The 24,635-nt window shown below is 60.2% G+C and carries 25 protein-coding genes; 18 read left to right on the forward strand and 7 right to left on the reverse strand.

Annotated features, from left to right (window positions below):
- The first annotated feature begins 30 nt into the window (after positions 1–30).
- A complete protein-coding gene (locus FY550_RS03795; RefSeq protein ID WP_070975725.1) occupies positions 31–936 on the forward strand; it encodes a LysR substrate-binding domain-containing protein in 906 nt (301 codons plus the stop codon).
- A gap of 38 nt (positions 937–974) precedes the next feature.
- Here FY550_RS03795 and FY550_RS03800 read toward each other — a convergent pair whose 3' ends face one another.
- The gene (locus FY550_RS03800; RefSeq protein ID WP_084387899.1) at positions 975–1,415 is read right to left on the reverse strand and encodes a DoxX family protein; all 441 of its coding nucleotides are present in this window, start codon (positions 1,413–1,415) and stop codon (positions 975–977) included.
- A 114-nt stretch (positions 1,416–1,529) separates the two neighbouring features.
- Here FY550_RS03800 and FY550_RS03805 point away from each other — a divergent pair, with 114 nt between their 5' ends.
- Positions 1,530–2,435 (forward strand): LysR family transcriptional regulator, encoded by a 906-nt coding sequence (locus FY550_RS03805; protein WP_070975728.1) that lies wholly within the window; start codon positions 1,530–1,532, stop codon positions 2,433–2,435.
- Positions 2,436–2,450: 15 nt separating this feature from the next.
- Here FY550_RS03805 and FY550_RS03810 read toward each other — a convergent pair whose 3' ends face one another.
- Positions 2,451–3,260: a M90 family metallopeptidase gene (locus tag FY550_RS03810; RefSeq protein ID WP_070975730.1), complete on the reverse strand. Its 810-nt coding sequence runs from the start codon at positions 3,258–3,260 to the stop codon at positions 2,451–2,453.
- 48 nt (positions 3,261–3,308) lie between these two features.
- Positions 3,309–4,865 carry a carbon-nitrogen hydrolase family protein gene (locus tag FY550_RS03815; RefSeq protein WP_149054370.1) on the reverse strand — a complete coding sequence of 519 codons (1,557 nt, stop codon included), beginning with the start codon at positions 4,863–4,865 and terminating at the stop codon, positions 3,309–3,311.
- 193 nt (positions 4,866–5,058) lie between these two features.
- On the opposite strand from FY550_RS03815, the gene FY550_RS03820 reads away from it, so the two are divergent.
- Positions 5,059–5,778, forward strand: coding sequence for a glutathione S-transferase N-terminal domain-containing protein (locus FY550_RS03820; RefSeq protein ID WP_070975732.1), 720 nt, complete (start codon positions 5,059–5,061; stop codon positions 5,776–5,778).
- Positions 5,779–5,856: 78 nt separating this feature from the next.
- Here FY550_RS03820 and cadR read toward each other — a convergent pair whose 3' ends face one another.
- Positions 5,857–6,288: a Cd(II)/Pb(II)-responsive transcriptional regulator gene (gene cadR, locus FY550_RS03825; RefSeq protein WP_070975734.1), complete on the reverse strand. Its 432-nt coding sequence runs from the start codon at positions 6,286–6,288 to the stop codon at positions 5,857–5,859.
- Positions 6,289–6,367: 79 nt separating this feature from the next.
- Between cadR and FY550_RS03830 the strand changes: the two genes are divergently transcribed.
- The 3 genes from FY550_RS03830 to FY550_RS03840 all read left to right on the forward strand — a co-directional run bounded on the left by FY550_RS03830 (position 6,368) and on the right by FY550_RS03840 (position 11,314).
- A complete protein-coding gene (locus tag FY550_RS03830; RefSeq protein ID WP_149054371.1) occupies positions 6,368–8,761 on the forward strand; it encodes a heavy metal translocating P-type ATPase in 2,394 nt (797 codons plus the stop codon).
- 205 nt (positions 8,762–8,966) lie between these two features.
- The gene (locus tag FY550_RS03835; protein WP_070975737.1) at positions 8,967–10,073 is read left to right on the forward strand and encodes a YncE family protein; all 1,107 of its coding nucleotides are present in this window, start codon (positions 8,967–8,969) and stop codon (positions 10,071–10,073) included.
- A gap of 77 nt (positions 10,074–10,150) precedes the next feature.
- Positions 10,151–11,314, forward strand: a complete 1,164-nt coding sequence (locus FY550_RS03840; protein ID WP_233350268.1) for a M20 family metallopeptidase — start codon at positions 10,151–10,153, stop codon at positions 11,312–11,314.
- A 31-nt stretch (positions 11,315–11,345) separates the two neighbouring features.
- Here the strand turns inward: FY550_RS03840 and FY550_RS03845 are convergent, their stop codons facing one another.
- Positions 11,346–11,765: a GNAT family acetyltransferase gene (locus FY550_RS03845; RefSeq protein ID WP_070975739.1), complete on the reverse strand. Its 420-nt coding sequence runs from the start codon at positions 11,763–11,765 to the stop codon at positions 11,346–11,348.
- Positions 11,766–11,885: 120 nt separating this feature from the next.
- On the opposite strand from FY550_RS03845, the gene FY550_RS03850 reads away from it, so the two are divergent.
- The 7 genes from FY550_RS03850 to speB all read left to right on the forward strand — a co-directional run bounded on the left by FY550_RS03850 (position 11,886) and on the right by speB (position 17,242).
- Positions 11,886–12,269 (forward strand): winged helix-turn-helix domain-containing protein, encoded by a 384-nt coding sequence (locus FY550_RS03850; RefSeq protein WP_070975741.1) that lies wholly within the window; start codon positions 11,886–11,888, stop codon positions 12,267–12,269.
- 119 nt (positions 12,270–12,388) lie between these two features.
- Positions 12,389–13,195, forward strand: coding sequence for a molybdate ABC transporter substrate-binding protein (gene modA / locus FY550_RS03855; protein ID WP_070975744.1), 807 nt, complete (start codon positions 12,389–12,391; stop codon positions 13,193–13,195).
- A 75-nt stretch (positions 13,196–13,270) separates the two neighbouring features.
- Positions 13,271–13,858, forward strand: a complete 588-nt coding sequence (locus tag FY550_RS03860; RefSeq protein WP_070975746.1) for a malonic semialdehyde reductase — start codon at positions 13,271–13,273, stop codon at positions 13,856–13,858.
- 17 nt (positions 13,859–13,875) lie between these two features.
- A complete protein-coding gene (gene modB / locus FY550_RS03865) occupies positions 13,876–14,571 on the forward strand; it encodes a molybdate ABC transporter permease subunit (RefSeq protein WP_070975748.1) in 696 nt (231 codons plus the stop codon).
- A gap of 7 nt (positions 14,572–14,578) precedes the next feature.
- Positions 14,579–15,679 carry a molybdenum ABC transporter ATP-binding protein gene (gene modC / locus FY550_RS03870; RefSeq protein WP_070975751.1) on the forward strand — a complete coding sequence of 367 codons (1,101 nt, stop codon included), beginning with the start codon at positions 14,579–14,581 and terminating at the stop codon, positions 15,677–15,679.
- A gap of 15 nt (positions 15,680–15,694) precedes the next feature.
- Positions 15,695–16,207 carry a GNAT family N-acetyltransferase gene (locus FY550_RS03875; RefSeq protein ID WP_070975753.1) on the forward strand — a complete coding sequence of 171 codons (513 nt, stop codon included), beginning with the start codon at positions 15,695–15,697 and terminating at the stop codon, positions 16,205–16,207.
- Between the two features lie 135 nt (positions 16,208–16,342).
- The gene (gene speB, locus FY550_RS03880; protein ID WP_149054372.1) at positions 16,343–17,242 is read left to right on the forward strand and encodes an agmatinase; all 900 of its coding nucleotides are present in this window, start codon (positions 16,343–16,345) and stop codon (positions 17,240–17,242) included.
- Between the two features lie 18 nt (positions 17,243–17,260).
- On the opposite strand, the gene FY550_RS03885 is transcribed toward speB, so the two are convergent.
- Positions 17,261–18,898 (reverse strand): diguanylate cyclase domain-containing protein, encoded by a 1,638-nt coding sequence (locus FY550_RS03885; RefSeq protein WP_070975757.1) that lies wholly within the window; start codon positions 18,896–18,898, stop codon positions 17,261–17,263.
- A 463-nt stretch (positions 18,899–19,361) separates the two neighbouring features.
- Between FY550_RS03885 and FY550_RS03890 the strand changes: the two genes are divergently transcribed.
- The 5 genes from FY550_RS03890 (at position 19,362) to FY550_RS03910 (ending at position 23,455) form a co-directional block, all read left to right on the forward strand.
- Entirely contained in the window at positions 19,362–20,492 is a 1,131-nt protein-coding gene (locus FY550_RS03890; protein WP_199287845.1) for a glycerophosphodiester phosphodiesterase, read from the forward strand.
- A gap of 94 nt (positions 20,493–20,586) precedes the next feature.
- Positions 20,587–20,898, forward strand: a complete 312-nt coding sequence (locus FY550_RS03895; protein ID WP_070975759.1) for a hypothetical protein — start codon at positions 20,587–20,589, stop codon at positions 20,896–20,898.
- Positions 20,899–20,967: 69 nt separating this feature from the next.
- Positions 20,968–21,699: an alpha/beta fold hydrolase gene (locus FY550_RS03900; RefSeq protein ID WP_070975762.1), complete on the forward strand. Its 732-nt coding sequence runs from the start codon at positions 20,968–20,970 to the stop codon at positions 21,697–21,699.
- A gap of 77 nt (positions 21,700–21,776) precedes the next feature.
- On the forward strand, positions 21,777–22,301 hold the full coding sequence (locus FY550_RS03905) for a GNAT family N-acetyltransferase (protein ID WP_233350269.1): 525 nt from the start codon (positions 21,777–21,779) through the stop codon (positions 22,299–22,301).
- Between the two features lie 5 nt (positions 22,302–22,306).
- A complete protein-coding gene (locus FY550_RS03910) occupies positions 22,307–23,455 on the forward strand; it encodes an MFS transporter (protein ID WP_199287846.1) in 1,149 nt (382 codons plus the stop codon).
- Between the two features lie 4 nt (positions 23,456–23,459).
- On the opposite strand, the gene cra is transcribed toward FY550_RS03910, so the two are convergent.
- Positions 23,460–24,461 (reverse strand): catabolite repressor/activator, encoded by a 1,002-nt coding sequence (gene cra, locus FY550_RS03915; protein WP_070975764.1) that lies wholly within the window; start codon positions 24,459–24,461, stop codon positions 23,460–23,462.
- Positions 24,462–24,635 lie beyond the last annotated feature (174 nt).

Consider the following 24,635-nt stretch of genomic DNA (forward strand, 5'->3'; position numbering starts at 1 on the left):
TCGTTTCAGCACACTTTATGGAGAGTCGAGATGTCATCCCTGCCCCCGGTGACCTGGCTTCAGGCCTTCGAGGCGGCGGCACGCAGCCTGAGTTTTACGCGTGCCGGTGAGGAGTTGGCGGTGTCACAGTCAGCCATCAGCCAGCGCATTCGACTGCTCGAGGACCGCCTGGGCCAGGCGCTGTTCGTTCGTCATCCGCGCTCACTGACCCTGACCGAGGCAGGGCAGGCCTGGCTGCCCAGTATTCAGGAAGCTTTTGCCCGCCTGGCCCAGGGCACTGCCGAGGTATTCGGGCCGGAGCCGGATGCGCCGGTCATCATTCGGGCGACGCCGGCTGTACAGCAGTATTGGCTGGCGCCCCGGCTTTGTGCCCTGCATCGTGCCTACCCTGACCTGGCGTTACGGATCGTCACGGGCGTCTGGTCCCGGGATTTTGTCGGGGAGGACGCTGATATCGAGATTCGCTATGGTCAGGGAGATTGGGCAGAGACGGTGTGCGAGTCGCTGGGAGAAGAGCGGATGACGCCTCTGTGCACGCCTGCCATCGCCGAGCGCCTGGTCTCACCTGCTGATCTGGGCAATGAGACCCTGCTGCATGCTGCCGGGTTTGCCGTGGGATGGCCGGCCTGGCTGGCTGCCGCAGGGGTTGAGGAAATCGCTCATGATACGCGGCATCTGTGGTGTGATACCCAGGTCATGACGCTGCGATTGGCCGCGCATGGGTGTGGCGTGGCGCTGGCGCATCGGCGTCTGATGGGGCTTGCTGAAACGCTGGTAGCGCCTTTCGAGATCGAGTGTCCCACCGAAGAGGGCTTTTGGCTGACCCGGCCTGCCAGGCGCTCGCCTCGCGAGCCGGCGCGCCGGGTCTGGGCGTGGTTGGCCGATCAGGCCGGACAGGAAGCGGACAGCGATGGCTCGGGGACGCCGAAGGCATAAGGATCCATCGCCAGCGCCCGCTCATGCATCATGGGATTTCATGGCGTACGAGTACGCTTCAGGCAATAGCGGCCGCCGCCCAACAGCGCCAGTGCCAGGGCACTGACTGCCATGAAAATGGGGTATTCCCAGCCACCACCCGGGGCGGAGAACATCCAGCCATGCGACCAGTGGGGTACCGAAGCGGCGAATAGCTCGATCGCTAGAATCAGCGCCAGCCAGCGCACCCCGATGCCGGCAATCAGCAGTACGCCGCCGATCAGTTCCAGCGCCGTGATCGGCCACGCCAACCAGCCGGGCAAACCGATGGAAGCGAAAAAGGCGGCGGTGCCCGGGAGACCCCAGACCAGCACCTTGGTCGCCCCATGGGCGATAAACATCACGCCCAGGGCCAGTCGTAGCAGCAGGGCTGCAGCATCCGTACCGATGGCGTCTTCCAGCAGTGGTGCTGTCCGCGAGCGCTCAATCGATGTGGTCATGAATAATCTCCTGCGAGAGGGGGGTAGGCTGATTCATGGCCATAGTGTCGCGGCAATACTGTTGACGATAAACTGGCCAAAGGCGCAATCACTATCCCTGTTTTGGAAACAGTTATGGATACTCTTGAGGCCATGCGCGTTTTTGTCGAAGTGGCGCGTCAGGGCTCATTCACCACCGCGGCCGATCAGCTCTCACTCTCTCGTTCGGTCGTCAGCAAGCAGGTGGCGCAGCTTGAGCGACACTTTGATGCGCGGTTGATGCACCGTACGACCCGACAGTTGCGGCTGACCGAGGCCGGTCAGCTGATGCTGGAGCGAGCCGAGCATCTGCTGGCCGAGGTCGATGGTCTGGCGGGTAGCCTGCAAGAAGATCGGGTCGCCTCCAGTGGCCGGATCAGGCTCAGTGCGCCGCTCGCCTTTGGAGCGCGATGCATGGGAGAACTGCTGGCGGAGTATCATGCTCGTCACCCGGCAGTGCGCATCGAACTGGCGTTGAGCGATCGGCGTGTGGATCTGGTAGCAGAAGGATTTGATCTGGCACTACGCATCGGAGAGCTCGAAGACTCCTCTCTGATTGCCCGTCGCCTGGGCAGTTTGCGCCTGATCCTGTGTGCCTCACCGGCTTATCTGGCTCGCTGTGGTACGCCTGGACATCCTCGGGAACTGAATCGCCACGATGGTTTGCACTATAGCCTTGCCCGACACGGTCAGGAGTGGCGATTGGGTGAACAGCGGGTGCGTGCGCGCTCGGTGTTGCAGGCCAACAACGGTGAAGTGTTAAGGGATGCTGCCATCGCCGGCATGGGTATTACTCTGCAACCGGATTTCATGTTGCGCGAGGCATTGGCCAATGGCGAGCTGGTCACTTTGCTTGATGACTGGCCGCTGCCGACACTGGGGCTTCATGGTGTCTATCCCGATCGCACGCAGCCGCAGCGAGTTCGCCGGCTGCTTGATAGCTGTGAGGCGTTTTTCAATGAGCGCCGGATTCGCCCCGATAGCGATGAGATCATGCTTTGAGCGTTACGGTTATTATCAGAATATCGCTGTGGTCGGCGCATTGTGGGAGAGTTGCTGCCAGCGTTCGAGCGGGTTCTGGCGGAAGTAGCGCATCAGCAGTTCATGGAGTTCGGGCCAATGATTGGCCAACTGGGCGGGGGCAGTAAAGAAGGCTTCACAGCAGACCGCGAAGCATTCGCCCGGATGCGTCGCAGCATAGGCGTCGATGGGTGTGGGTCGTCCGGATTCGAGGCACGCCTGCAGCTCCTCCCAGACTGCCGTGAAGATCCGATACCACTGCCTGGCGGAAATGTCCGCCGGCAGTGGCGGACAGCCGTCGACATCCATCGAATTGGCCATGTCGAGCTTGTGAGCGAATTCGTGAATGACGACGTTGAAGCCGTTCCAATGGCCACTGGCGTCGAGATCCGCGCGCGAGAGTACAATCGGCCCCTGATAGGAGGTCTCGCCGGCGCGCTCATCGACGTACTCATGTACCACGCCGGCTTCGTCCATCTCCTCGACCCGTCGACGAAAGGCATCGGGCAGCACGATGACTTCATGAAGATTGGCAAAGGCCGACGCATGGTTGCGCCACCCCAGCGTCATCAGATCAATCTGAGCGGCCAGCACCAGACGATCGATATCATCCCATTCCATCTCCTCGGCCAGCGTCAGCCGCAATTCAAACAGCCGGCGCCAGGCGCGATGGCCCAGCTCGTTGAGGGTGGCTGCATCAAATCCGGCGAGGATAGGCAGCCGTATCACGGCTGCCTGCCACTCGGCTTCCGGCAGGGGATGATGGGTCAGGGCGTGGCGGGTGCGCAGTGATCGCAGCCAGCTCATGTTAGCGGCCCTCCTTGCAGCGCCGGTGGAGTACCGGCGCCTTCGGCATCAGTGCCCCGGATTACCCGATTTCCAGGACCAGTCGCGCCAGCGCAGGTCAAACAGATCCTTGCGGCGATCCTTGAGGTTGGTTACCGATCCTTCGCTACGGACTACCCGCAGTCGCGTCAGGTCGATGTCGGAGAACATCACCATCTCGGTGTTGGGCGTGGTTTCCGACATGACTGCGTCGTGAGGAAAGGCGAAGTCGGAAGGCGAAAAGACCGACGACTGGGCGTACTGGATGTCGAGGTTTTCGATCGACGGTACGTTGCCGACGCTGCCACAGGCCACGACGTAACACTCGTTCTCGATCGCCCGTGCCTGGCAGCAGTGACGCACCCGCAGATAGCTGTTCTTGGTATCGGTCCAGAACGGTACAAACAGGATGTCCATGTCCTGGTCGGCGAGCAGTCGTGGCAGTTCGGGGAATTCGACGTCATAGCAGACCAGAATGCCAACGCGTCCGGCATCGGTCTCGAAGACCTGCAGTTCATCGCCGCCATCGATGACCCAGTCACGGCGTTCCTGGGGCGTGATGTGCAACTTGGCCTGACGCTCGATCTCGCCATCACGATGGCAGAGATAGGCAACGTTATAGAGCTTGCCATCCTCGCCTTCCTCGATCATCGAACCGCCGATGATGTTGATGTTGTAGGAGACGGCCATGCGCGAGATTTCACTCTTGAAGCGTTCGGTGAAACCGGCCAGGAAACGGATGGCCTTCACCTGATCGGATTGATCGGTCAGCCCCATCAGCGGCGTGTTGAACAGCTCCGGGAAAACGGCGAAATCGCTCTGATAGTCGGCAATGGCATCTACATAGTACTCCACCTGCTGCAGTACCTGTTCGACCGAGGCGAACTCGCGCATCTGCCACTGTACCGCGCCGATCCGGACCTGGGTCTTGCGTGATTCCAGTACCCGCTCGACCGGTTCATAGAGGATGTTGTTCCACTCCAGCAGGGTGGCGTACCCCTGCGAGCGCTCATCCTCGGGCAGGTATTTTCTGAGCAGTCGCTTGACCAGGAAATCATTGGCCAGCTGAAAGGAGAGGATCGGATCGTACAGCTCCTTGCGCGAGACCAGATCGATATACTGGGTCGGCGAGAGCTCGCTGGCATGCTCGTAATAGTTGGGAATGCGTCCGCCGGCCAGGATGGCACGCAGATTCATCGAGCGGCATAGATCCTTGCGCGCCTCATACAGTCGCCGCCCCAGACGGTAGCCCCGATAGGTGGGATCGATCAGCACGTCCAGCCCGTAGAGGGCATCCCCCTGAGCATTATTGAGGATGATCTCGCGATTGCCGATCAGATCGTCGTAGCGGTGCGGATTGGAGAAAGTGTCGTAATCGACCAGTACTGTCAGGGCGACGCCCACGATCCGATCCTCGTCCTCGATCACGATCTGGCCATCAGGGAACTCGGCGATCAGGCGCTCGATGGTGTGTCGCTCCCATGCGCCGCCAATATCATCGTAAACGGCGTCCATGAGTCCCTTGAGCCGGGGGTAGTCATTCGGCTCGAGGTTGCGCAGGTTGAGGTGGAGATCCTCGATCGACATAAGTGGGGCGAATCCTCGGTCACGGTGATACGTACGAATACTGCCAGTCTAGCACGCTCCCAGGGCCCTTCTTCGGTCGGGTCGATGGCGGGGTGGTGCGACAGGGGCGGGAGGGCGCTGCTACAGTCTGAGGGTTGGGTTCGTCAGGGTCCGAGCCCCCTTTTCCTTCAATGGCCCCTCATCAGGAGTTGGCATGGCTCGCATTTTATACGATCTGTGTGGTGCGGATCAGCGTCTGCGTTTTTCTCCCTTCTGCTGGCGCACGCACATGGCGCTCAAACACAAGGGGCTGGATTATGAAGCCAGGCCGTGGTTATTCACCGACAAGGACGAGATTGCCTTCTCGGTGGAAGGAGATGGCAGCAAGGCCACCGTACCGGTGCTGGTTGACGATGATGACCGGGTAGTCACCGACAGCTTCGAAATCCTGCGCTACCTTGATCATGCCTATCCCGGCATGACCCTGCTGGCACATGATCAGGCAGAGTCGCGAGCGCGTTTCATCAAGTACTGGTCGGAGACCCAGGTGGCGCCGGCCATTTTCCGAGCCATCATTCTGGATATCTTCCACAATCTCGATGAGCGTGATCAGCCCTATTTTCGTGAGACCCGCGAAAAGCGCTTCGGCACCACGCTCGAGGAATTTCGCAATGTCGATCAGGGGCTGGAAATGCTGGATCGGGCGCTGACGCCATTGCGCTCGCACCTGCAGGATCTGCCCTTTCTCGATGGCCAGACGGCTGGTGGTGCCGACTACATCGCTTTCGGTATCTTCATGACAGCACATGTCATGCGTGCCGAGCCGCTGCTGGCCGAGGATGATGTGGTCATGCAATGGCAGAATCGTCTGCTCGACGAGTTCCAGGGCTTTGCCCGTAATGCCACCACGGTGCGTGATCTCGCCTCGAACTGACTCACCGGTCCAGAGTGCTCGTTGCCAGAAGGCCCGTTGCTACAACGGGCCTTCTGCATTGATGGCCGATAAGCCACTTCAACCCAGGTGGGTCGAGCCACGGGGCGGCAGCTCTGTCACCATTTCTGCCAGCCCCTGAACGATGCCGCAGTTCTCGACATGGCGATCATGGCCGCAGCGCCGTTGCAGCTCATGCAGCTGTGAGCGCAGTTGCAGCAGCTCACGGATACGGGCCTCGACATGGCCAACATGATTTTCGAGCAGATCCTCTACCGGCTGACACTCTTCCAGTGGTCGATCCATCAGCTCGAGCAGTGAGCGAATTTCCTCGTGACTCATCACCAGCGCACGGCAATTGCGAATGAAGCGCAACCGATCCAGGTGCGTCTGGTGATAGTAGCGATAGTTGCTGGCATCGCGGGCGGGCTCCGGCAGCAGCCCCTCGCGTTCGTAAAAACGGATGGTCTGGTTGGTGCAGCCGGCAGCGCTGGCCAGTTCGCCGATTTTCATCAATGTCTCCCGGTCGACTTGACCTTATAGCCACTTGAGGGTTTTTACTGCAACACAAATCTCCTCGGGTGACCAGTTCATGAGTGATGAAACTTCCCTGCAACGCGCGCAGTATTTTCAGCCGGTAGCACCGGATGCCGAGGCGTCGGCATCGGGCCCGGTCGTGCGTGCAGACAGGGGCTCGGCTGCTGGCGGGTGTCGTCACGGACACCACGAGCACGACCAGACCCATGAGCATGCAGGCTGTGACCACGACCATGAGCATACATGCTGTGGTCATGATCATGGGCACGATCACGACCATGGCGGCTGTGGCCATGATCATGGCAGTACCGAGCAGGCCGCGGAGCTTTCCGGCCTGCATGGCAGTGTGGCCGAAGGCGACAAGTGGCGTACCTCCATGCGCATCATGCAGATGGACTGTCCCGTCGAGGAGCAGATGATCCGCAAGAAGCTCGATGGCATGACGAGTGTGGAGCGCATGGATTTCAATCTTGTGCAGCGGGTACTGACGGTAGTCCACGCACCCGATGCGCTGGAAGAGGTTCTTGCTGCCATTCGCTCGCTGGGCTTTACCCCGGAACTGCCTGATGCCTCGGGTGAGCTGGGCGAGAAACCCGCACAGCAGACATCCTGGTGGCCGCTGGCGGCCAGTGGTGTAGCCGCGCTTGCCTCGGAAGCGGTTCACTGGTTTCAGGGGCCTGTCTGGCTGAGTGCGCTGCTGGCTGTTGCAGCCATTGCCGGCTGCGGCCTGACCACCTTTCGCAAGGGATGGACCGCAGTACGTAATGGCAATCTCAACATCAATGCGTTGATGAGTATCGCGGTCACCGGTGCACTCGCCATTGGTCAGTGGCCGGAAGCGGCGATGGTGATGGTGCTGTTCAACATTGCCGAGCTGATCGAGGCGCGCTCGCTGGATCGGGCGCGTAATGCCATCGAGGGGCTGGTCGAACTGTCGCCGGCGACCGCGACGGTTCAGCAACCCGATGGGCAGTGGCAGACCATGGCCATCGAGGAGATCGCCATTGGCTCACGGATCAGAGTGCGCCCCGGCGAGCGGATCGGGCTGGATGGCCACATTGTGGCCGGACAATCGAGTATCAATCAGGCGCCGATTACAGGTGAAAGCCTCCCGGTCGAAAAGAGCGTTGGCGATACTGTTTATGCCGGTACCATCAATGAGGTCGGGGAGCTCGAGTTTCGCACCACGGCAGCTGCCAGCGATACCACTCTGGCGCGCATCATTCACACCGTTGAAGAAGCTCAAAGCGCGCAGGCACCGACTCAGCGCTTCATCGATCGTTTTTCGCGGATCTATACCCCGGCAGTGGTTGTGCTGGCGGCCCTGGTGGCGGTCCTGCCGCCATTGATCGCCGGTGGTGCCTGGCTGGACTGGATCTACCGGGCACTGGTGCTGCTGGTAATTGCCTGCCCCTGTGCACTGGTCATCTCCACTCCGGTGACCGTGGTCACCGGGCTGGCCAATGCAGCGCGGCGGGGCATTCTGATCAAGGGTGGCGTCCATCTCGAGCAGGGGCGCACGCTCAAATGGCTGGCGCTCGACAAGACCGGTACGCTGACATATGGCCGGCCGGTGCAGACCGACTTCGAGGCATTGAATGGCGAGCCATCATGGTTACAGGCTCAGGCTACTGCTCTGGCAGCTCGTTCGGATCATCCGGTCTCCATGGCGATTGCCACTGCGGGCCGGGAAGCCCAGTGTGACGAAGTGACTGTCGAGCAGTTCGAGGCGTTGCCCGGGCGAGGTGTCAAGGGACGTATCGAAGGGCAGATGCTTTGGCTGGGCAATCACCAGCTGGTACATGAGCTCGATGTCTGCTCGCCGGAGATCGAGCGCCGGTTGGAAGCTCTGGAGCGACAGGGCCGATCGGTAGTACTGATGATGTCAGAGCATCGGGCGCTGGCACTGTTCGCCGTTGCCGATACGGTCAAGGAGACCAGCCGTGAGGCGATCGATGAACTGCATCGGCTGGGTATTCGCACCCTGATGCTGACCGGTGACAATCAGCACACAGCTGAATCAATCGGTAAATCGGTAGGTATCGACAGCGTACGTGGTGAACTGATGCCGGAGCACAAGTTGCAGGCCATCGAGGAACTGACCCTTCAGGGCCGTGTCGGCATGATTGGCGATGGCATCAACGATGCGCCGGCACTGACTCGCGCTGACATCGGGTTTGCAATGGGCGCAATGGGGACTGACACCGCCATTGAAACCGCCGATGTGGCACTGATGGATGATGACCTGCGCAAGGTACCGATGTTCATTCGGCTCTCAAGGGCGACCCGCTCGATACTGATCCAGAACATCGTCCTGGCATTGGGCATCAAGGCGGTATTTCTGGCCCTGACGCTGTTCGGGTGGGGCACCCTGTGGATGGCAGTATTTGCCGATGTGGGTGCCAGCGTGCTGGTGGTCCTCAATGGTCTGCGCATGTTGCGCGCCTGATATGGTGGTCGCTCGCTTCCTGTCCTTTTCCGAGTCTTCGTGCCCGGCCTGTTAGAGGCCGGGTGCAGAGCGTGTTAAGTTTGAATTCACCAGACTGGCAAAGCGTTCTGCTTCCGGTAAATGTCACCATGCTGATCCATGGTTTTTGATCGGCATGGGCAGACCGGATCCGCACAGCAATCAATCAGGCAAGGATGGAGCAGTAATGAGCGAATCGATCGGGCCGCGTATGGCGCCCCAAACCTCTCACCTGGTGAAGGTACTACTGATTGGTGCGGGGCTGGCGGCCATGCCCCTGGCAGCCAACGCAGCGCCGCATATCGACAAGAGCGTTCGAACAGGCAGCGGGCTTCATGAGATCGTTCATGATCATCAGACCGACCAGCTGTTCGTGACGGCTACCGGTCGGAAAGGCGAGGACGATACCAGTGCCGTGCTGCAGCTCGATCCCGAATCGCTCAAGGTTACCCGGCGTATTGCCACCCCGGCGCGAGCGTTTGGACTGGCGCTGAACAATGCCACGGATACGCTCTATACCACCAATACCGGTGATCGCTCGGTTTCGGTCATCAACGCCAAAACCGGCAAGGTCATGAAAACCATCCGGCTTGAAAATGAGCAGGCGCCGGTGATGGAAGGTAAGCAATTGACGCGGCCACGTGAGGCCGTGGTCGATGAAGCCCATAATCGGGTCTATATCTCCGGCGTCTCGCGTGATGGCATGGTCTGGGTGCTCGATGGCAGTAGCAATAAACTGATGGGTAACATCGAGGGCATTGGTGATACGCCTGCCGGGATGGCTCTGGACGTCGATAATCAGCGGCTTTATGTGACCCTGCTGGAGTCCGATGCCGTGGTCGAGATCAATCTCGATAATCATAGCGTGGTTCGTCGCTTTGAAGTGGATGGCAACGGCCCGGTCAGTGTGGCACTGGATCGCCAGCGTCAGCGTTTGCTGGTGGCCAATCAGGGCTCCGGTGATATGGACGTGATCAACCTCGATTCCGGCCAGGTCATGAAGCGTATCGATACCGGTGCCGGTGCATTGAATGTCACTCTTGATAGCAAGGATAACCGGATTTATGTGGCCAACCACGGGGCTGGCACGGTGACGGTGCTGGACGCCGATGATTATGATCGGCTGGCGACACTGCACATCGGCCTTCACCCGGATGGACTGACCGTGGATTCGAAAAGTCATGTGGCCTGGGTGACCAGCCGCGGAAGTGGCAAGGAGCACAGGAGTGACGACGCCGAGCATGCTCGCGAGGATGGCGAGCAGAACGATACGGTGAGTCGTATTCTGCCCTGAGAAGCCCTGAAATGGGGTGATTGTGGCGGGCATCTTCGTTTGCGAGGTGTTCGGAGTTATTCGGGAGTGCGAAAGCAGTGGCAAACAGCATAAGCGAGCAGGTGCGCGACTGGCTGGCCGGGCGTTTCGAGGAGATGACGGCGTGTCTGGAAACGCTGGTCAATATCGATTCCCACTCGTCTGACAAGGCTGGTGTTGATCGTGTGGGTGAAGTCATCGAGAGCTGGCTGGTCGAGGATGGTATCGCCGTTGAGCGCATCCGACGGCCGGAAGCGGGGGATATCCTGCTGGCAACACTGCCCGGCTGCGACGACGCTGAACAGGCGCCGATACTGCTGATGGGGCATCGTGACACAGTCTTTCCCACCGGGACTGTCGTTGAACGCGGTTACAGCTGTCAGGGCGATACGGCCTTTGGCCCCGGCGTGGCCGACATGAAGGCCGGGCTGGTGCTCAATGTTTTCGTATTGCGAGCGCTCAGGCACTGTACGGCCTTGCCGTTTCCGGTGCAGGCGTTGTTTACCGCTGACGAAGAGATCGGCTCGCCTGACGGCACGGCTTTCATTCGTCAGACCGCCGAAGGGGCCCGGGCCGTTTTCAATGCCGAGCCGGGGCGGGTCAGCGGTAATGTGGTCACTGCTCGCAAGGGTGGCGCCAGTTTTGTAATCGAGGTAACAGGGAAGGCGGCGCATTCCGGGGTGAGTCATGCCGATGGGGCCAGTGCCATCGAAGCATTGGCCCGAATGACCACCCGCATTCACGCCCTGACCGACTACGACAGTGGGGTGACCACCAATATCGGCACCATCAGTGGCGGTACAGCTCGCAATGCCGTCGCTCCCTTTGCCAGAGCCGAACTGGATACCCGGTTTGTCACGGCTGAGCAGCGGGAACACCTGATCGCTGAACTGAACGCCATCGTGGGCGATCCCGGTGTTCCGGGCACGATGGCGCGGCTGATTCCCAAAAGTGAGTTTCTGCCGCTGGAGAGCGTCATGAGCGAAGCGCTGTTCGCGCGTTATCAGTGTCAGGCACGCATTGTCGGCTTTGCGGTCGAGGGCGAGTTTACCGGTGGGTGTTCGGATGCCGGTACGACGGCCAGTCTCGGCATCCCGACGCTTTGTGGCACCGGCCCGGTAGGCGCACTGATGCATACCGAGGACGAGTACTGTCAGCTGGATACCCTGGTGCCACGCGCTCAGGCGCTGGCGCTGACAATTCTGGATCTGGCCGAGCGCTGAGAGGGGCGATGCAGAATCCGGTCATATCGGATCACTCATCGACAACCAATCGCTTGCCCAGGGTCGTGAACTCTCCGGTTTCATAGCCCAGCTCGTGATAATAGTCGATAAGACGCGGTTGGCCGGGGCGGACCATCATCATCAGCTTCGGGCATCCGCGCGCGATCAGCAGACTTTCAACGGCTTCGATCAGTGCGCGTCCGAAGCCGCGACCCTGGCGCTCCGGGGCTACCGCCAGATAGTACAGCCACCCGCGATGACCATCATATCCTGCCATGGCGCTGGCCATGACCTGTTCATCGATAGTGCCGATCAGAAACAGTGACGGGTCTTCCGCGCACTTGCGGGCGATGTCACGGTGCGGATCATTCCAGGGCCGGGTCAGGGCGCAGCGTTGCCAGAGCTGGATGACGGCAACTTCATCACTGTTACGGTAAGGGCGGAGCTGCATCACGATGGCATTCCTGTCGGCTCGAAAAGGGGCGGCTTGATGTTGTGCTGGCCTCGACCGATGATGCCCGCACGGTAGTCGGATGCAACCCCGGCTGGCTGATCGAGTGATGGAGCTGTCATGACCAATACCCCGCTGACCGAGACCACCACCCCTTATATCCGTCTGCGCCTTGTGCTGGCGCCGGGGCTGGTGTTTGGTCCCGGCAAGGCCGATCTGCTGGCTGGCATTGAAAATACGGGGTCGATTTCGGCTGCCAGTCGCGCCATGGGGATGAGCTATCGCAAGGCCTGGCAGTTGATGGAAACACTCAACAGTCATTTCGTGTCACCGGTAGTGGAAACCAGCAGCGGCGGCGCCCGCCAGGGTGGGGCACAGCTGACGCCGTTCGGACGCGACCTGCTCAAGCGCTATCAACAGCTGGAAGCACGCGCGCGGGCTGACGCCGCTTCCGAACTTAAGTATCTCTCCGGTCAGCTGAAAAAAGAGACCCCCACCGAGTGAGGAGCGCTTTGTGTCCGACGGCGGGGTGAATTATAGTCGTTATCGCTATGTTCAGTCGTGCATAACGGTGCCCGGGGTATCGGCGGCTGATTCACCCATCACTGACAGGAAAGTGACCGATGCCTGAACCCGGACCGACCGCCTGTAAACGTATCCTGCTGGGTGCCGCCCTGATGACCGCCAGTCTGCTGGCCACTACTGCGCAGGCTGGCCAGCAGATCCATGTTTATGCTGCAGCCTCGCTGACCGATGCCATGGATGCCCTGGCCAGCCGCTACGAGAAGCGTCACGAAAATATCGATATCGTACCGGTTTATGCCTCTTCCTCGACTGTGGCACGTCAGATCGCCCATGGCGCGCCAGCAGATATCTACTTTTCGGCCAATGAAAAATGGATGAACTGGCTGAGTGAACAGGGCGTGCCACTTTCCGATCGTGCTGATCTGCTCAATAATCGGTTGGCGCTGATCGCACCGAAGGATAGCGAGGTGGCACCCTTTACACCGGATGCCCGTCATCCGCTCGCAGTGAAGCTGCACGATGGTGATCGGCTGGCGGTGGGTGACCCGGATCATGTACCGGCCGGCATCTATGCCAAACAGTCACTCAAGAGCCTTGGCGAATGGGAGGCCCTCATGCCGCGACTGGCACGTGCCAATGATGTCCGGGCGGCACTGGCACTGGTCGAGCGTGGTGAGGTGCCAATGGGTATCGTATACGCCACCGATGCCCAGGCCAGCGACGGCGTGAAAACACTGGGCTACTTCCCGGCCGACAGTCACTCATCGATTACCTATCCGGTGGCGCTGGTCGGTGAGCATTCCGATGATGCAGCAAGGGCGTTTCGCCAGTGGCTGGCTGGCAGCGACGCGGCCACCATCTTCAAGCGCTTCGGCTTTCAGCCGGTTGCCCCGAGTGGCAGCTGACAATCGCTGTCGGGCATGACCCGTGCCGGTGGGGGCAGGCTCACCGGCATCAGTACAATTCCAACAGGAGATCCCATGAAGACGTTGCCACAGGCCGCACTGGAACAGCTCTTTCTCGATGCCCGCAGTCTGCATGAGTTTACCGATGAGCCGGTTGAGGAAAGCACGCTACGCGAGCTCTATGACATTGCCCGGATGGGGCCGACATCGATGAACTGCCAGCCGGCACGCATCGTATTCGTGACCACCGATGCCGCGCGTCAGCGTCTGGCCGAGTGCGTGGCCGAGGGAAATCGATCCAAGGTGCTGGGGGCGCCGGTGGTGGCAATCGTGGCGTGGGACAGTCGCTTCTTTGACTTCCTGCCGACCCAGTTCCCGGTTTTCGATGCCAAACCGATGTATGAGAACAACGCAGCTCTTGCCGAGGAGACCGCGTTTCGCAACTCATCGATGCAGGGGGGCTATCTGATCATGGCGGCCCGTGCGCTGGGACTCTCCTGTGGACCGATGTCAGGCTTTGACAAGGAGGCTGTCAACGCCGAGTTCTTCCCTGATGGCCGCTATCGAGTCAACTTTCTCTGTAACCTGGGGGTGGGCAAACCCGAGTCGGCGCATCCGCGTGGCCCGCGTCTTTCCTTTGATGAGGCGGCATCCATCATCTGACCGGAAAGCGATTGTTCATGCTGACCCCCCTGGAAATCGAAGCGCTGCTGATCAGTCTCAAGGTGGCGGGCGTGGCGGTAGCGGCCATTCTGCTGCCCGGTGTGATCATGGCATGGCTGCTGGCGCGCTTCGAATTCCCCGGCAAGTCTCTGATCGATGGCCTGGTGCATCTGCCACTGGTGCTGCCGCCTGTGGTGGTGGGGTATATGTTGCTGGTCACCATGGGTCGCCAGGGCGTGATCGGGCAGTGGTTGCAGCACTGGTTTCACTTCAGTTTGCCGTTTACCTGGCAGGGTGCAGCACTGGCCGGTGGGGTCATGGCCTTTCCGTTGCTGGTTCGGGCGGTGCGGCTCTCGCTGGAGGCGGTCGACCCCGGGCTGGAAGCGGCTGCGCGTACGCTGGGAGCCAATCGGCTGCGGGTGCTGGCCACCATTACTTTGCCGCTGGCGTTGCCGGGCATCATTACCGGCGCGGTACTGGCATTCGCGCGAGCGTTATCCGAGTTCGGGGCGACCATGACGTTTGCTTCCAACATTCCCGGTGAAACCCGCACCCTGCCGCTGGCACTCTATTCGCTGATCCAGATGCCCGGCAGCGAGGCTGCCGCTGCCCGGCTGTGTGTCATCTCGGTCGTGGTGGCGATGGTATCACTGATCGCTTCCGAAGCACTGGCGCGCCGCACTCGACGGCGTATGGCGTCACGGGATCGCTGAGGGCACGATGCTTGAAGTCGATGTGACACGCAGACTGGGCGATTTTACGCTTGAGGCCGCGTTAACCGCCCCCGATCAGGGAGTCACAGCACTGTTCGGTGAATCCGGTAGCGGCAAGACCAGCCTGTTGCGCCTGCTGGCTGGGCTGGACCGGCCCGACAGGGGAGTGATTCGTCTCGATGGCGAAGCGCTGGTGGATACCGGACGCGGTATCCATGTACCGGCGCACAAGCGTCAGCTGGGTGTGGTATTCCAGGAGGCGCGCCTGTTCCCGCACTACCGGGTGCGCGGCAATCTTTGCTATGCCTTGCACTCGTCAATGCACGCTGAATTCGAGCGCATTGTGACGCTGCTGGGTATTGATCATCTGCTGGATCGCATGCCCGGGGCGCTTTCCGGTGGCGAAGCGCGACGCGTATCGATTGGACGAGCGCTGCTGTCAGGGCCGCGCATGTTGCTGATGGATGAACCACTGACCGGACTCGATGGCGCCCGCAAACAGGAGCTGCTGGATTACATTACCCGGCTTGCCCGGGAGGTGGAGATCCCCATTATTTTTGTCAGTCATGACACCGATGAACTGATGGCGGTCGCGACTCGGCTGGCGCTGGTCGAGCAGGGGCGGATCACCGCCAGTGGCGAGTTGGATGATATGCTCGCGCGACTCGATCTCAGTGACCAGCTGGGAGGCTTCGAAGCCAGTTCGCGGTTGCATGCCGTGCTGGAAGCTCCCGAACCGGACTATCAATTGATTCGGGCGCGGCTACCGGACGGGCAACTGCTGCTGTTGCCAGCGGAGGCCGGTGAGCCCGGTGAGCGCATCGCGCTGCGCATTCGTGTACGCGACGTGGCGCTGGCGCTGGAGGCACCTGCCCGGACCAGTTTTCGCAATCTGCTCACTGCTACTATCGAGGAGCACGATGCCGAGCGTGAGCGCGCTACGGTCGAGCTGACGCTGCGGGTGGGAAAGGAACGACTGCGCTCGCGCGTGACTCGCCACGCTTTTGATGAACTTGGTCTGGAACGTGAGCGGCCAGTGGTCGCCATGATTCGCAGTGTGAGTCTGTCGCCCTCGGGGCAGTCGCCGCGTCGTAATACCATGAAGTGAACGAAAGGCAAAAGAATGCATGAGATCGAGCGCATCGAAACACCCACGAGGCGACCGCTGTCAGCACTGGCTGAATTGCTGGTCGATAGTGTGTCAGGGGGTGCCGCGATGGGGTTTCTGGCGCCGCTCTCACATGAGGCTGCCCGTCATTGGTGGCAATACGATGCGCTGGCGCCAGGGATGGATACACCGCTGTGGGTGGCGTGTAACGGCGAACAGGTTGATGGCGTCGTCCAGTTGAGCGCCTGTCAAAAGCCAGGTGGACGCCACCGCGGGGAAGTGCTCAAGCTGATGGTGCATTCGCGTGCTCGAGGGCAGGGCGTAGCTCGCCATCTGATGACAACGCTCGAGGCGCATGCCGGTGCGCTCGAACTATCGCTTTTGAGCCTTGATACCCGTGCAGGGTCGCCGGCGGAGACGCTCTATCAGCGCCTGGGCTGGGAGAAAATGGGTGACATCCCGGGCTATTCACTTGATCCCGATGGCAGCGGGCCCTGGGCGACGGCGTTCTACTTTCGGCGCTTGTAGACGCGGCATCAAATCGCGACACTGGCGCTTTCCGAAATCCTTCAGGTCGGCTGGCTGCCAATCCGACGGGTTTCCGGTCCTGCTCCCGTAGAGCTGCCACGCCCGTAGATATCGGGTGCACTACAAGGACACGGTATGTTCGGACTGCCCTATCAGGGTGTCGCCACCTTTCTCAAATCACCACTCGACGCTCATCGCCCCTTCGGTTTCGTGGGGATTCCCTATGATGGCTCAGTGACCTTTCGCCCTGGTGCCCGGCTGGCGCCAAATGCCATTCGTCGCGCCAGCATGATGTTGACCGATGGTCATCATCCGGAGTTCGCGACCGACCCCTGCGAGCGGGTTACGGATCTGGGCGATATCGATATTACCCAGGTGGCTCAGCACGCGGCTCTTGCACGGATCGAAGAGGCTGTTACTGCGTTGGGGCAGGCGCGGCCGTCGTGTCGGTTGATGATGGCTGGCGGTGATCATCTTACGACGCTGGGCGTATTAAGGGCACTGCGTCGCCGGTTCGATCAACCCCTGGCCCTGATCCATTTTGATGCTCACTGCGATACCTGGGCCCGTCACTTCGGGGATGATATCGGTCACGGGACCTTTTTGCGCAATGCCATTGAAGAAGGCGTTGTCGATCCGACGAGGACGATGAGCCTGGGGCTGCGCTCGCCGGTTGATCCGGTCACTCGGGAGTGGCTGATCGGTCAGGGTGGTTTGCAAATGAGTTCGCGACAGCTGATGCGCACCGAGGGTGAAGCACTGGCACGTCATGTGCGTGAGCGCATTGGCGATGCACCGGTTTACGTTACCTTTGACATTGATGTGCTCGATCCGGCGCATGCGCCAGGCACAGGGACGCCAGAGATCGGCGGCATCACCACCATGAAGGCGCTGGAACTGCTGGAGAGCCTGCGACACTGCAACATGGTTGGCATGGATGTTGTAGAGGTCTCACCTCCCTTTGACAATCATGATGTCACGGCGCTGGCTGCCGCCACACTACTGTGGACCTGGGCGGCGATGCTACCGCTGTAGATCAGAAGGGCAGGACGCTCAGTCGTCGTTGATCGATTCGATCCTGTGCGAGAACTGGTCGTCGCTGCCCTGGCAATAACCGACACTGTTGCGGCCATCGCGCTTGATCCGATAAAGCGCCAGATCTGCCTGCTTGAGCAGTTCGGCAGCGCTCAAGGGGGTAGTCGGGTACGAGACCGCTACCCCGGCACTGATAGTGACATGGCAGCTGGTAGGTGAGCGGGCATGCTCGATGCACTGAGCTTCGATGGCTGTACGCACGCCACTGGCAATATTGTGGGCCTCTTCCACGTCGAAGTCCGGCAGCACGATCACGAACTCTTCTCCGCCGATTCGGGCGATCAGATCCGAATCCCGCTGGAAGATGTCCGAGAGTGTGGCAGCCAGTATCTTGAGACACTCATCGCCTTCGGGGTGACCATAGTAGTCGTTGAAAGCCTTGAAGTGGTCGACATCGATCATGATCAGTGCAACGGGTCGATCGAGTCGATGGGTCAGCGAGAGTATCTGGGGCAGGCGACGATCAAGCAGGCGCCGATTACCGAGCCCGGTCAAGGCATCCAGTTCGATCAGCGCTGCAAGGTGAGAGTTGCGTTCATCGAGGTTGGTAATCAGATGCTGAAACTCTCGTGCCATGACCCCCAGCTCATCCCTGCGTGCCTGAAGCCAGGGGGGAGGCCTTTCCAGGCTTTCGCTGTTGTGGCGCAACCGCTTGGCATAGCGTGACAGACTGGTAATCGGTCGCAGTACCAACCGATGGAACAGGTACAGGGCAAGGATGAGGGTCGCCAGCAGCAGTCCGAACACCCCGAGCATGACCTGGTAGTACCCCTGCAAACCTGCCTGAAAGCGATCTCTGGGTAATCGGGTCTGCATCAGAAGCCGGTAATCCGGTGCCCCGGTGGGGCGAGACAGGCTCAGCAGCAGCGAGTTGTCATCGATCTCCTCGATGTAATCGTTGCTGCTGGAGTGTTCGGGGCGCCGGGCCGAGTCATGGATGGTGCGCATTGTCAGCAGGGTCGGGAGGCCATCAATGTTGCCCAGTGACCAGATGGCAGGCAGCCTGCGAGCCAGCGTCAGGTGTCCGGCCATGGGGCCGGTGCCATTATTGCGCGTGACCGGCCAACTGCTGCCCATGAGATAGTTCGGCACGGCCAGCATGAAATCATGGCCGGGCGAGTCGTCGGGGGTATCCTGCGTCAGGCTGCGCTGTAGGGCTCGTACCATTGGCAGCATCCAGGCGCATTGTCCACTCGCTTTCGGGCAGGAGTCCATTTGCCCACTGAGCGGGTTGCTACCAGCCACCCATCTGACGCTATCGGTCGAATCGGTCAGAAGCAGAAGTGAAATCTGGCCGCTCTCGAAGACCCGGGGGGTAATGTGGATGCGTGGATAATCCGGTTGTGCGCCGGTCATGAAATCATGGGTACTGTCCCAGCTGGCCCACTGATGCGCCATGCTGCTCAGGCTTTCCAGGCGATGCTCCATGGCCTGCTGGATATGACTGATATGCAACTGCGCGTGCTGATGCTCTTCACGAATCAGACCGGGCATCATCAGCTGGTAGAACGCGCATCCCAGCACGAACAGCATGACCAGGAAGGTCAGGGCCAGAGTCATGATGAACCGTGTACGCAGCGATGAAGGTAACAGCATCGGTCTTTCCGTTGATGTTCTGGCAGCTTGCGTACCGTAAGTATGCATATCGCAAAGCAGACTTAGGATGCCTGACGCAGAGCGTATCTGACTGCTGGATCTATCCGGTACGGACGATTTTTGACAAGAGGCTACGCTGGCACCACGTATACTCACATCGGCTTGACAATGTAAAAACTTGAGCACCGGCTTCATGACCTGATGCCCGGTGTCGTGGCAACCCCATGGCTGGTAAGCGGCCGTGGTTATCTGCGGCGGGCGCGATGGTTCGGTCTCTCGTGACAAATGCCTGAAGGACAGGATGAGCGGCAACCAGCTCTCGGGTGCATATACTGTAATGTGACCGCAGGGGCTGCAGGCTCTGTTGAGTGACGCAGCCGGGGCAAGAACTCATAACGACAGAAGAGAGCAAGGGATGATGAACGCTGATGCAGTGATACGCCAGGTCATGACAGGACTTGTCATGTTCAGCCTGCTGAGCGGACCGGCGCTGGGCAGTGAGCACGCTCCCGATGAGCCGATGGCCGTGGGCAAGCGACTCAGTGAGCAATCAGGCATTCCCTGGCATGCAGTGATCGCCCATCGCGGCGACTCCTTTGATGCCCCCGAGTCAACCCGACCGGCCTATCTGCTGGCTCGAGCACTGGGCGCCGATTATCTCGAACTTGATCTGCAGCGGACAAAAGACGGCCAGCTGGTTGCCTTTCATGATGATACGCTCAAGCGCACCACCAATGTGGAAGAAGTGTTTCCCGAGCGTGCCGATGATCCCATCAGCAGCTTCACCCTGGCGGAACTCAAACAGCTTGATGCCGGTAGCTGGTTCAACGAACGCTATCCGGCGCGTGCCCGGTCAAGCTACAAGGGACTCAAGATCCTCACCCTCGATGAAGTACGCAGTATCGCCGAAGGTGGTGACAATCACCCCGGTCTTTATATCGAAACCAAGGTGCCAAAACAGTTTCCCGGCATCGAGGCGGATCTGAAGGCTTATCTCGAGACACATCACTGGATGGGGGATCAGGCACTCCAGGCGCCGAAGAATTTTGATCAGAAAAGTCATGTCGGGGTGGCGTTCACTCCGGGTCGGGTCGTGCTGCAGACCTTTGAAAAATCGAGTCTGGTCAACCTGCAGCAGCAGATGCCCGAGGTGCCGAAGATTCTTCTGTTATGGCTGGGAGACGGCTATATCCCGGCGGATGAGAGTATTCGCAAGGGTGAAGATGAGTCGGCAGCTGATTTTTACGCACGTGAACAGGTCGCTTCACAGCAGGCTTACGCCGATTGGCTTGATTTTGCGAAATCGAATGGTGCGGTAGGTGTTGGCCCATCGGCGGTGCAATCGGAACATGATGGAAAATTCAGCAGTCAGTTCAGCTATATGGATCTGGCCAAACGCTGGATGGTCGACATGAGTCATGAGAAGGGATTGCTGGTGCACCTTTATACGGTGGACCAGCCACAGGATTTTCGTACCTATAGTAACCGCGGGGTGGATGGCTTCTTTACCAACCACACTTCGGCCCTGCTGCAGTTCTATGGCCGGCCATCCGATGAGAGCGTCGAGCACATCCTGCGGTCATGGAATTACTGATTGTCCATGGCGATGTCGTCTCGTCCGGCAGTGCGCTGTGTACGCTGATGTGCCAGGGTCCATGCACGTGACGTTTCAACCAGGGAGATAGCGCATGCGAGATGATGACAGCGACCAGTTCGATCGGCTCAATGAGCAGGTGCAACGGGCACTGGCTGATTGTCAGCTCTATGGTTCGGTGATTCGCTCAACCATCGGTGGCCGGGATGTGGTGATGACCGCTGCCGGCAAGGAGCGCCAGGAGACGGTGGTGGCGACCGCGTTGCTGGATTGGGCGGTCGAGCAATTTCGTTCCGGCGCGCTGGCGGGCGAGGATCTCAAACCCTATCTGCAACGGATTCATGCTGACCTCAGTGGTACCGGTGAGGCCAGCGGGGAGAACCGGGACCAGCCCACCTCGAATTGAAGATGCTGGCAGGTGACCCGCAGAGGTGAATGCTACGCTGAAAATTTCACCCCGCTGGGAGGCCGAGTCATGAGTGACAGCGATAATGATGTATCCAACAAGCATCCCCTGATTCTGTTGCCGGGCCTGCTCAATGATGAACGCTTGTGGACAGCTCAGCGTGCCGCGCTTGCTGATCGGGCCGAAATACATGTGCCCGATCTGACCCGATATGAGTCGATCGAGGCCATGGCCGAGGTTGTACTTGAAGAAGCGCCTGAACGTTTTGCCCTGGCAGGGCTTTCAATGGGCGGCTATGTGGCCCTGGCGATCATGCGTCAGGCGCCCGAGCGAGTGACCGGACTGGCGCTGATCGACACTTCTGCGGCGCCGGATAGCGCAGAGGGACGACAGGCGCGTCGCGGCATGATCGAAAAGGCTCAGCAGGATTTTGATGGGGTGATCGATACCCTGATCGGCAAGCTGCTTCACGAAACGCGTCAGCAGGATCTTGCCTTTACCGCGACCGTGCGCGCCATGGCACATGCCGTGGGTATCGAGGGTTTCCGCTGTCAGCAGCAGGCGATCATGGATCGTGCCGATAGTCGTTCGACTCTGGCCTCCATTCGTTGTCCCACCGCTGTCATCTGCGGCCGTGAGGATGGTATTACACCGCCCGAGGATCATCAGCGCATGGTGGAGGCGCTATCCGACGCAGAGTTCACTGTGATCGAGCGCTGTGGTCACCTGGCGCCGCTGGAGCAGCCGGAGCGAGTCAATGAAGCGCTGCTGGCCTGGTGGGCACGTCTGCCCGGGCAATAAAATGATCGTCTGACGGCATGCTATGCTCGTGATCAACGGCGCTATCCTTGATAGCGCCGTCATTTCATTGAATACATATGAGTGTATTTGCCGCCATGTCGTTGACTGTTCGCTCCGCCACCGATGATGACTTTGCCGCCATCTGGGCCATTTTCAGGCCGATTCTCGCCGCCGGTGAAACCTATGCCCTGGATACCGACCTGAATACCGATCAGGCGCGTGCGCTGTGGCTGGAAGCGCCACTAGCCACTTTTGTTGCCGAGCGTGATGGTGAAATTCTTGGCAGCTATTACCTCAAGGCCAACTTCGGCGGCAACGGCAAGCACGTTGCCAACTGCGGCTATATCGTCTCCGAAGCAGCGCGTGGTCAGGGAGTAGCTGGTGAAATGTGTCGCCACTCTCTGCACACTGCTCATGCGCTGGGATTTACCGCGATGCAATACAACAGCGTGATTGCGACCAACGAAGGCGCGATCCGACTGTGGCAGCGTCACGGTTTCGAGATCGTCGGGCGCCTGCCCGGGGCTTTCATCCATCCCCGCGCCGGGGCAGTCGACGCGCTGGTCATGTATCGAGTACTGACCGAAGGACCGCAGAACTGACATCCGTGGACTCATCTCCGGCGCCAGTAGCACTTCAGTGTGCGACTCGCGCCAATGGCGCGATTTTTCTGGGGTGTGGCATTGCCACTGCCTGCTGGGCGCCGATGGTGCCCATGGCGCGGGCACGCCTGGCCATCGGCGATGGCACCCTGGGGTTGATCCTGCTGGCGCTGGGAGCTGGTGGCATGCTGATGATGCCATTGAGCGGTCTGCTGGTACGACACTTCGGCAGTCGACGCATTGTCGTGCTGGCCGGTCTATCGCCGATGCTATTGCTGCCACTGCTGGCCATCGCGCCTACGGCCATCACGCTGGCACTCGCTCTGTTCCTGTTTGGTGCCCTGATCGGTGCCATGGATGTTTCGATGAACGCCCAGGCAGTGACCATCGAGGCGGTTGCCGAACACTCGCGCATGGCCACCTTTCACGGCCTGTTCAGCCTCGGTGGGTTGCTCGGCGCTGGTTTGATGAGTCTGCTGATCGGGCTCGGGCTACCGCTAGTCACGATTGCTGCGCTGTGTGGCGTGGCCATTACTCTGATGGTGCTGGCGGGGCGACGGCAACTGCTGGACGACCCGCCGGCTCCCCAGGGGAGTGCCGGATTCACCTGGCCGCGGGGTGCGGTGGTAGTGCTGGGGCTGCTCTGTCTGATTGCCTTTCTGGCGGAAGGAGCGGTACTCGACTGGAGCGCGGTCTTTCTGCGTTATTCGCGCGATGCCTCACCGGCACTGGCCGGTATGGGATACGGGCTGTTTTCACTGACCATGGCCGCCGGGCGACTGAGTGGTGATCGTCTGATTCGACGCTTCGGCCCGATACGGGTGCTGCGCTGGGGGGCACTGCTGGCCGCATTCGGATACGCAGTGGCGCTAATCGCGCCCTGGCCGGTAATGGCGCTGGTGGGGTTCATGCTGGTAGGGCTCGGGTTGTCCAACCTGGTCCCGGTGCTGTTTTCCGCGGCCGGTCGGGTACCCGACATGTCTCCGGGACTGGCCATTTCGGCGGTCACCACACTGGGGTATGCCGGTCTGCTGGCCGGCCCGGCGGCGCTTGGTCTGATTTCCGAGCTAACGTCACTGACGTTCGCTCTGGCATTGATCGCCCTGGCGCTGCTGGGTGTGATGGGGAGTGCCGGTCGGATTGCGCGGCGTTAGGTATTCAGCGCTGGATCAGGCGCCGTTCGACGATATCGCAGCCCGGTTCATACTCTCCTTCAATGGCGGCAAGTGCTCGCCTGAGCGCTAGCGCCGCGATTCGCTCATGCTGCTGAGGAAGAGAGTTGACGCGCATCGGCAGAAAATCCAGCAGCCGATTGTCGCCGAAGGTGGCAATACGAGGGGGCGTGGTCGAGGGCTGCGCTACCAGCACTTCAAGCAGTACATCCAGCGCCCCTTCCAGCAGTGCATAGGAAGCGGTCACCAGGGCATCGGGCATACCCGCCTGTTCAAGTTGGCGATGCATCAGTGCATTGCCGGTCACCCGGTCATAGTAGTGACCAATATGCACCTGTTTCTGCGCCCGCGGGGCTCCGACCGCGAGCGCCGCTTCGAAGCCGGCGCGTCGTTCGTTGCTGATCGACAATTCCGGCACGGCCTCGAACCATGCAATGTGCATCATGTCGGCTTTGATGACCGAGGTGGTCAGTCGGGCAGCGGCATCGCGGTTGTCGCTGGTCACGCACCGGAAATAGCGTGGGTCGAGTTGCCGGTCCACGGCAATGACCGGCAACCCATCGGCCATCAGCTCACGATAGAAGCTGCTGTCCTGTTCGAGTCGTGAGGCGGTGATCAGCGCATCGCAGCGTCTGGCTCGCAGACTGCGGGCCAGGGCACGTTCAGTCTCGGGCTCGTCATTGGAGCCCACAATCAGCAGTTGATAGCCCGCCTCGCGTGCACCGCGCTCGAGCAGCTTGGCCAGTCGGGCGTAACTGCTGTTCTCCAGATCCGGCAGGATAAATCCCAGTGTTCGGGTTGCGCCGCGTCGCAGGGCAGCGGCCTGGGCATCCACCTGAAAGTGATGGGTATCGACGACTGCCATGACCCGCTCGACGGTGCGTGGGCTGATGCGATGCTGATGGGCCTTGCCGTTGATGACATAGCTGGCCGTGGTACGGGATACACCGGCAAGGCGAGCGATTTCCGCCAGCGTCCTGGGTTTCATGGCTGTCATTCTCCTCTGTGCCGCGCAGCATCGGCCTAAGACTTGTGTCCAGGGAAGCCATGAATCGCTTGCTTCCCTGACTGAAAGCTTTCAGCATGTTGATATGGATAAGGTGACACGATTCAGCAAGCCTGTCAGCTACATCGGCGCCAACAGGATTGGTATGGCATGATG

This window comes from Kushneria phosphatilytica, assembly GCF_008247605.1.
In the GTDB taxonomy this organism is placed as follows: Bacteria; Pseudomonadota; Gammaproteobacteria; order Pseudomonadales; family Halomonadaceae; genus Kushneria; species Kushneria phosphatilytica.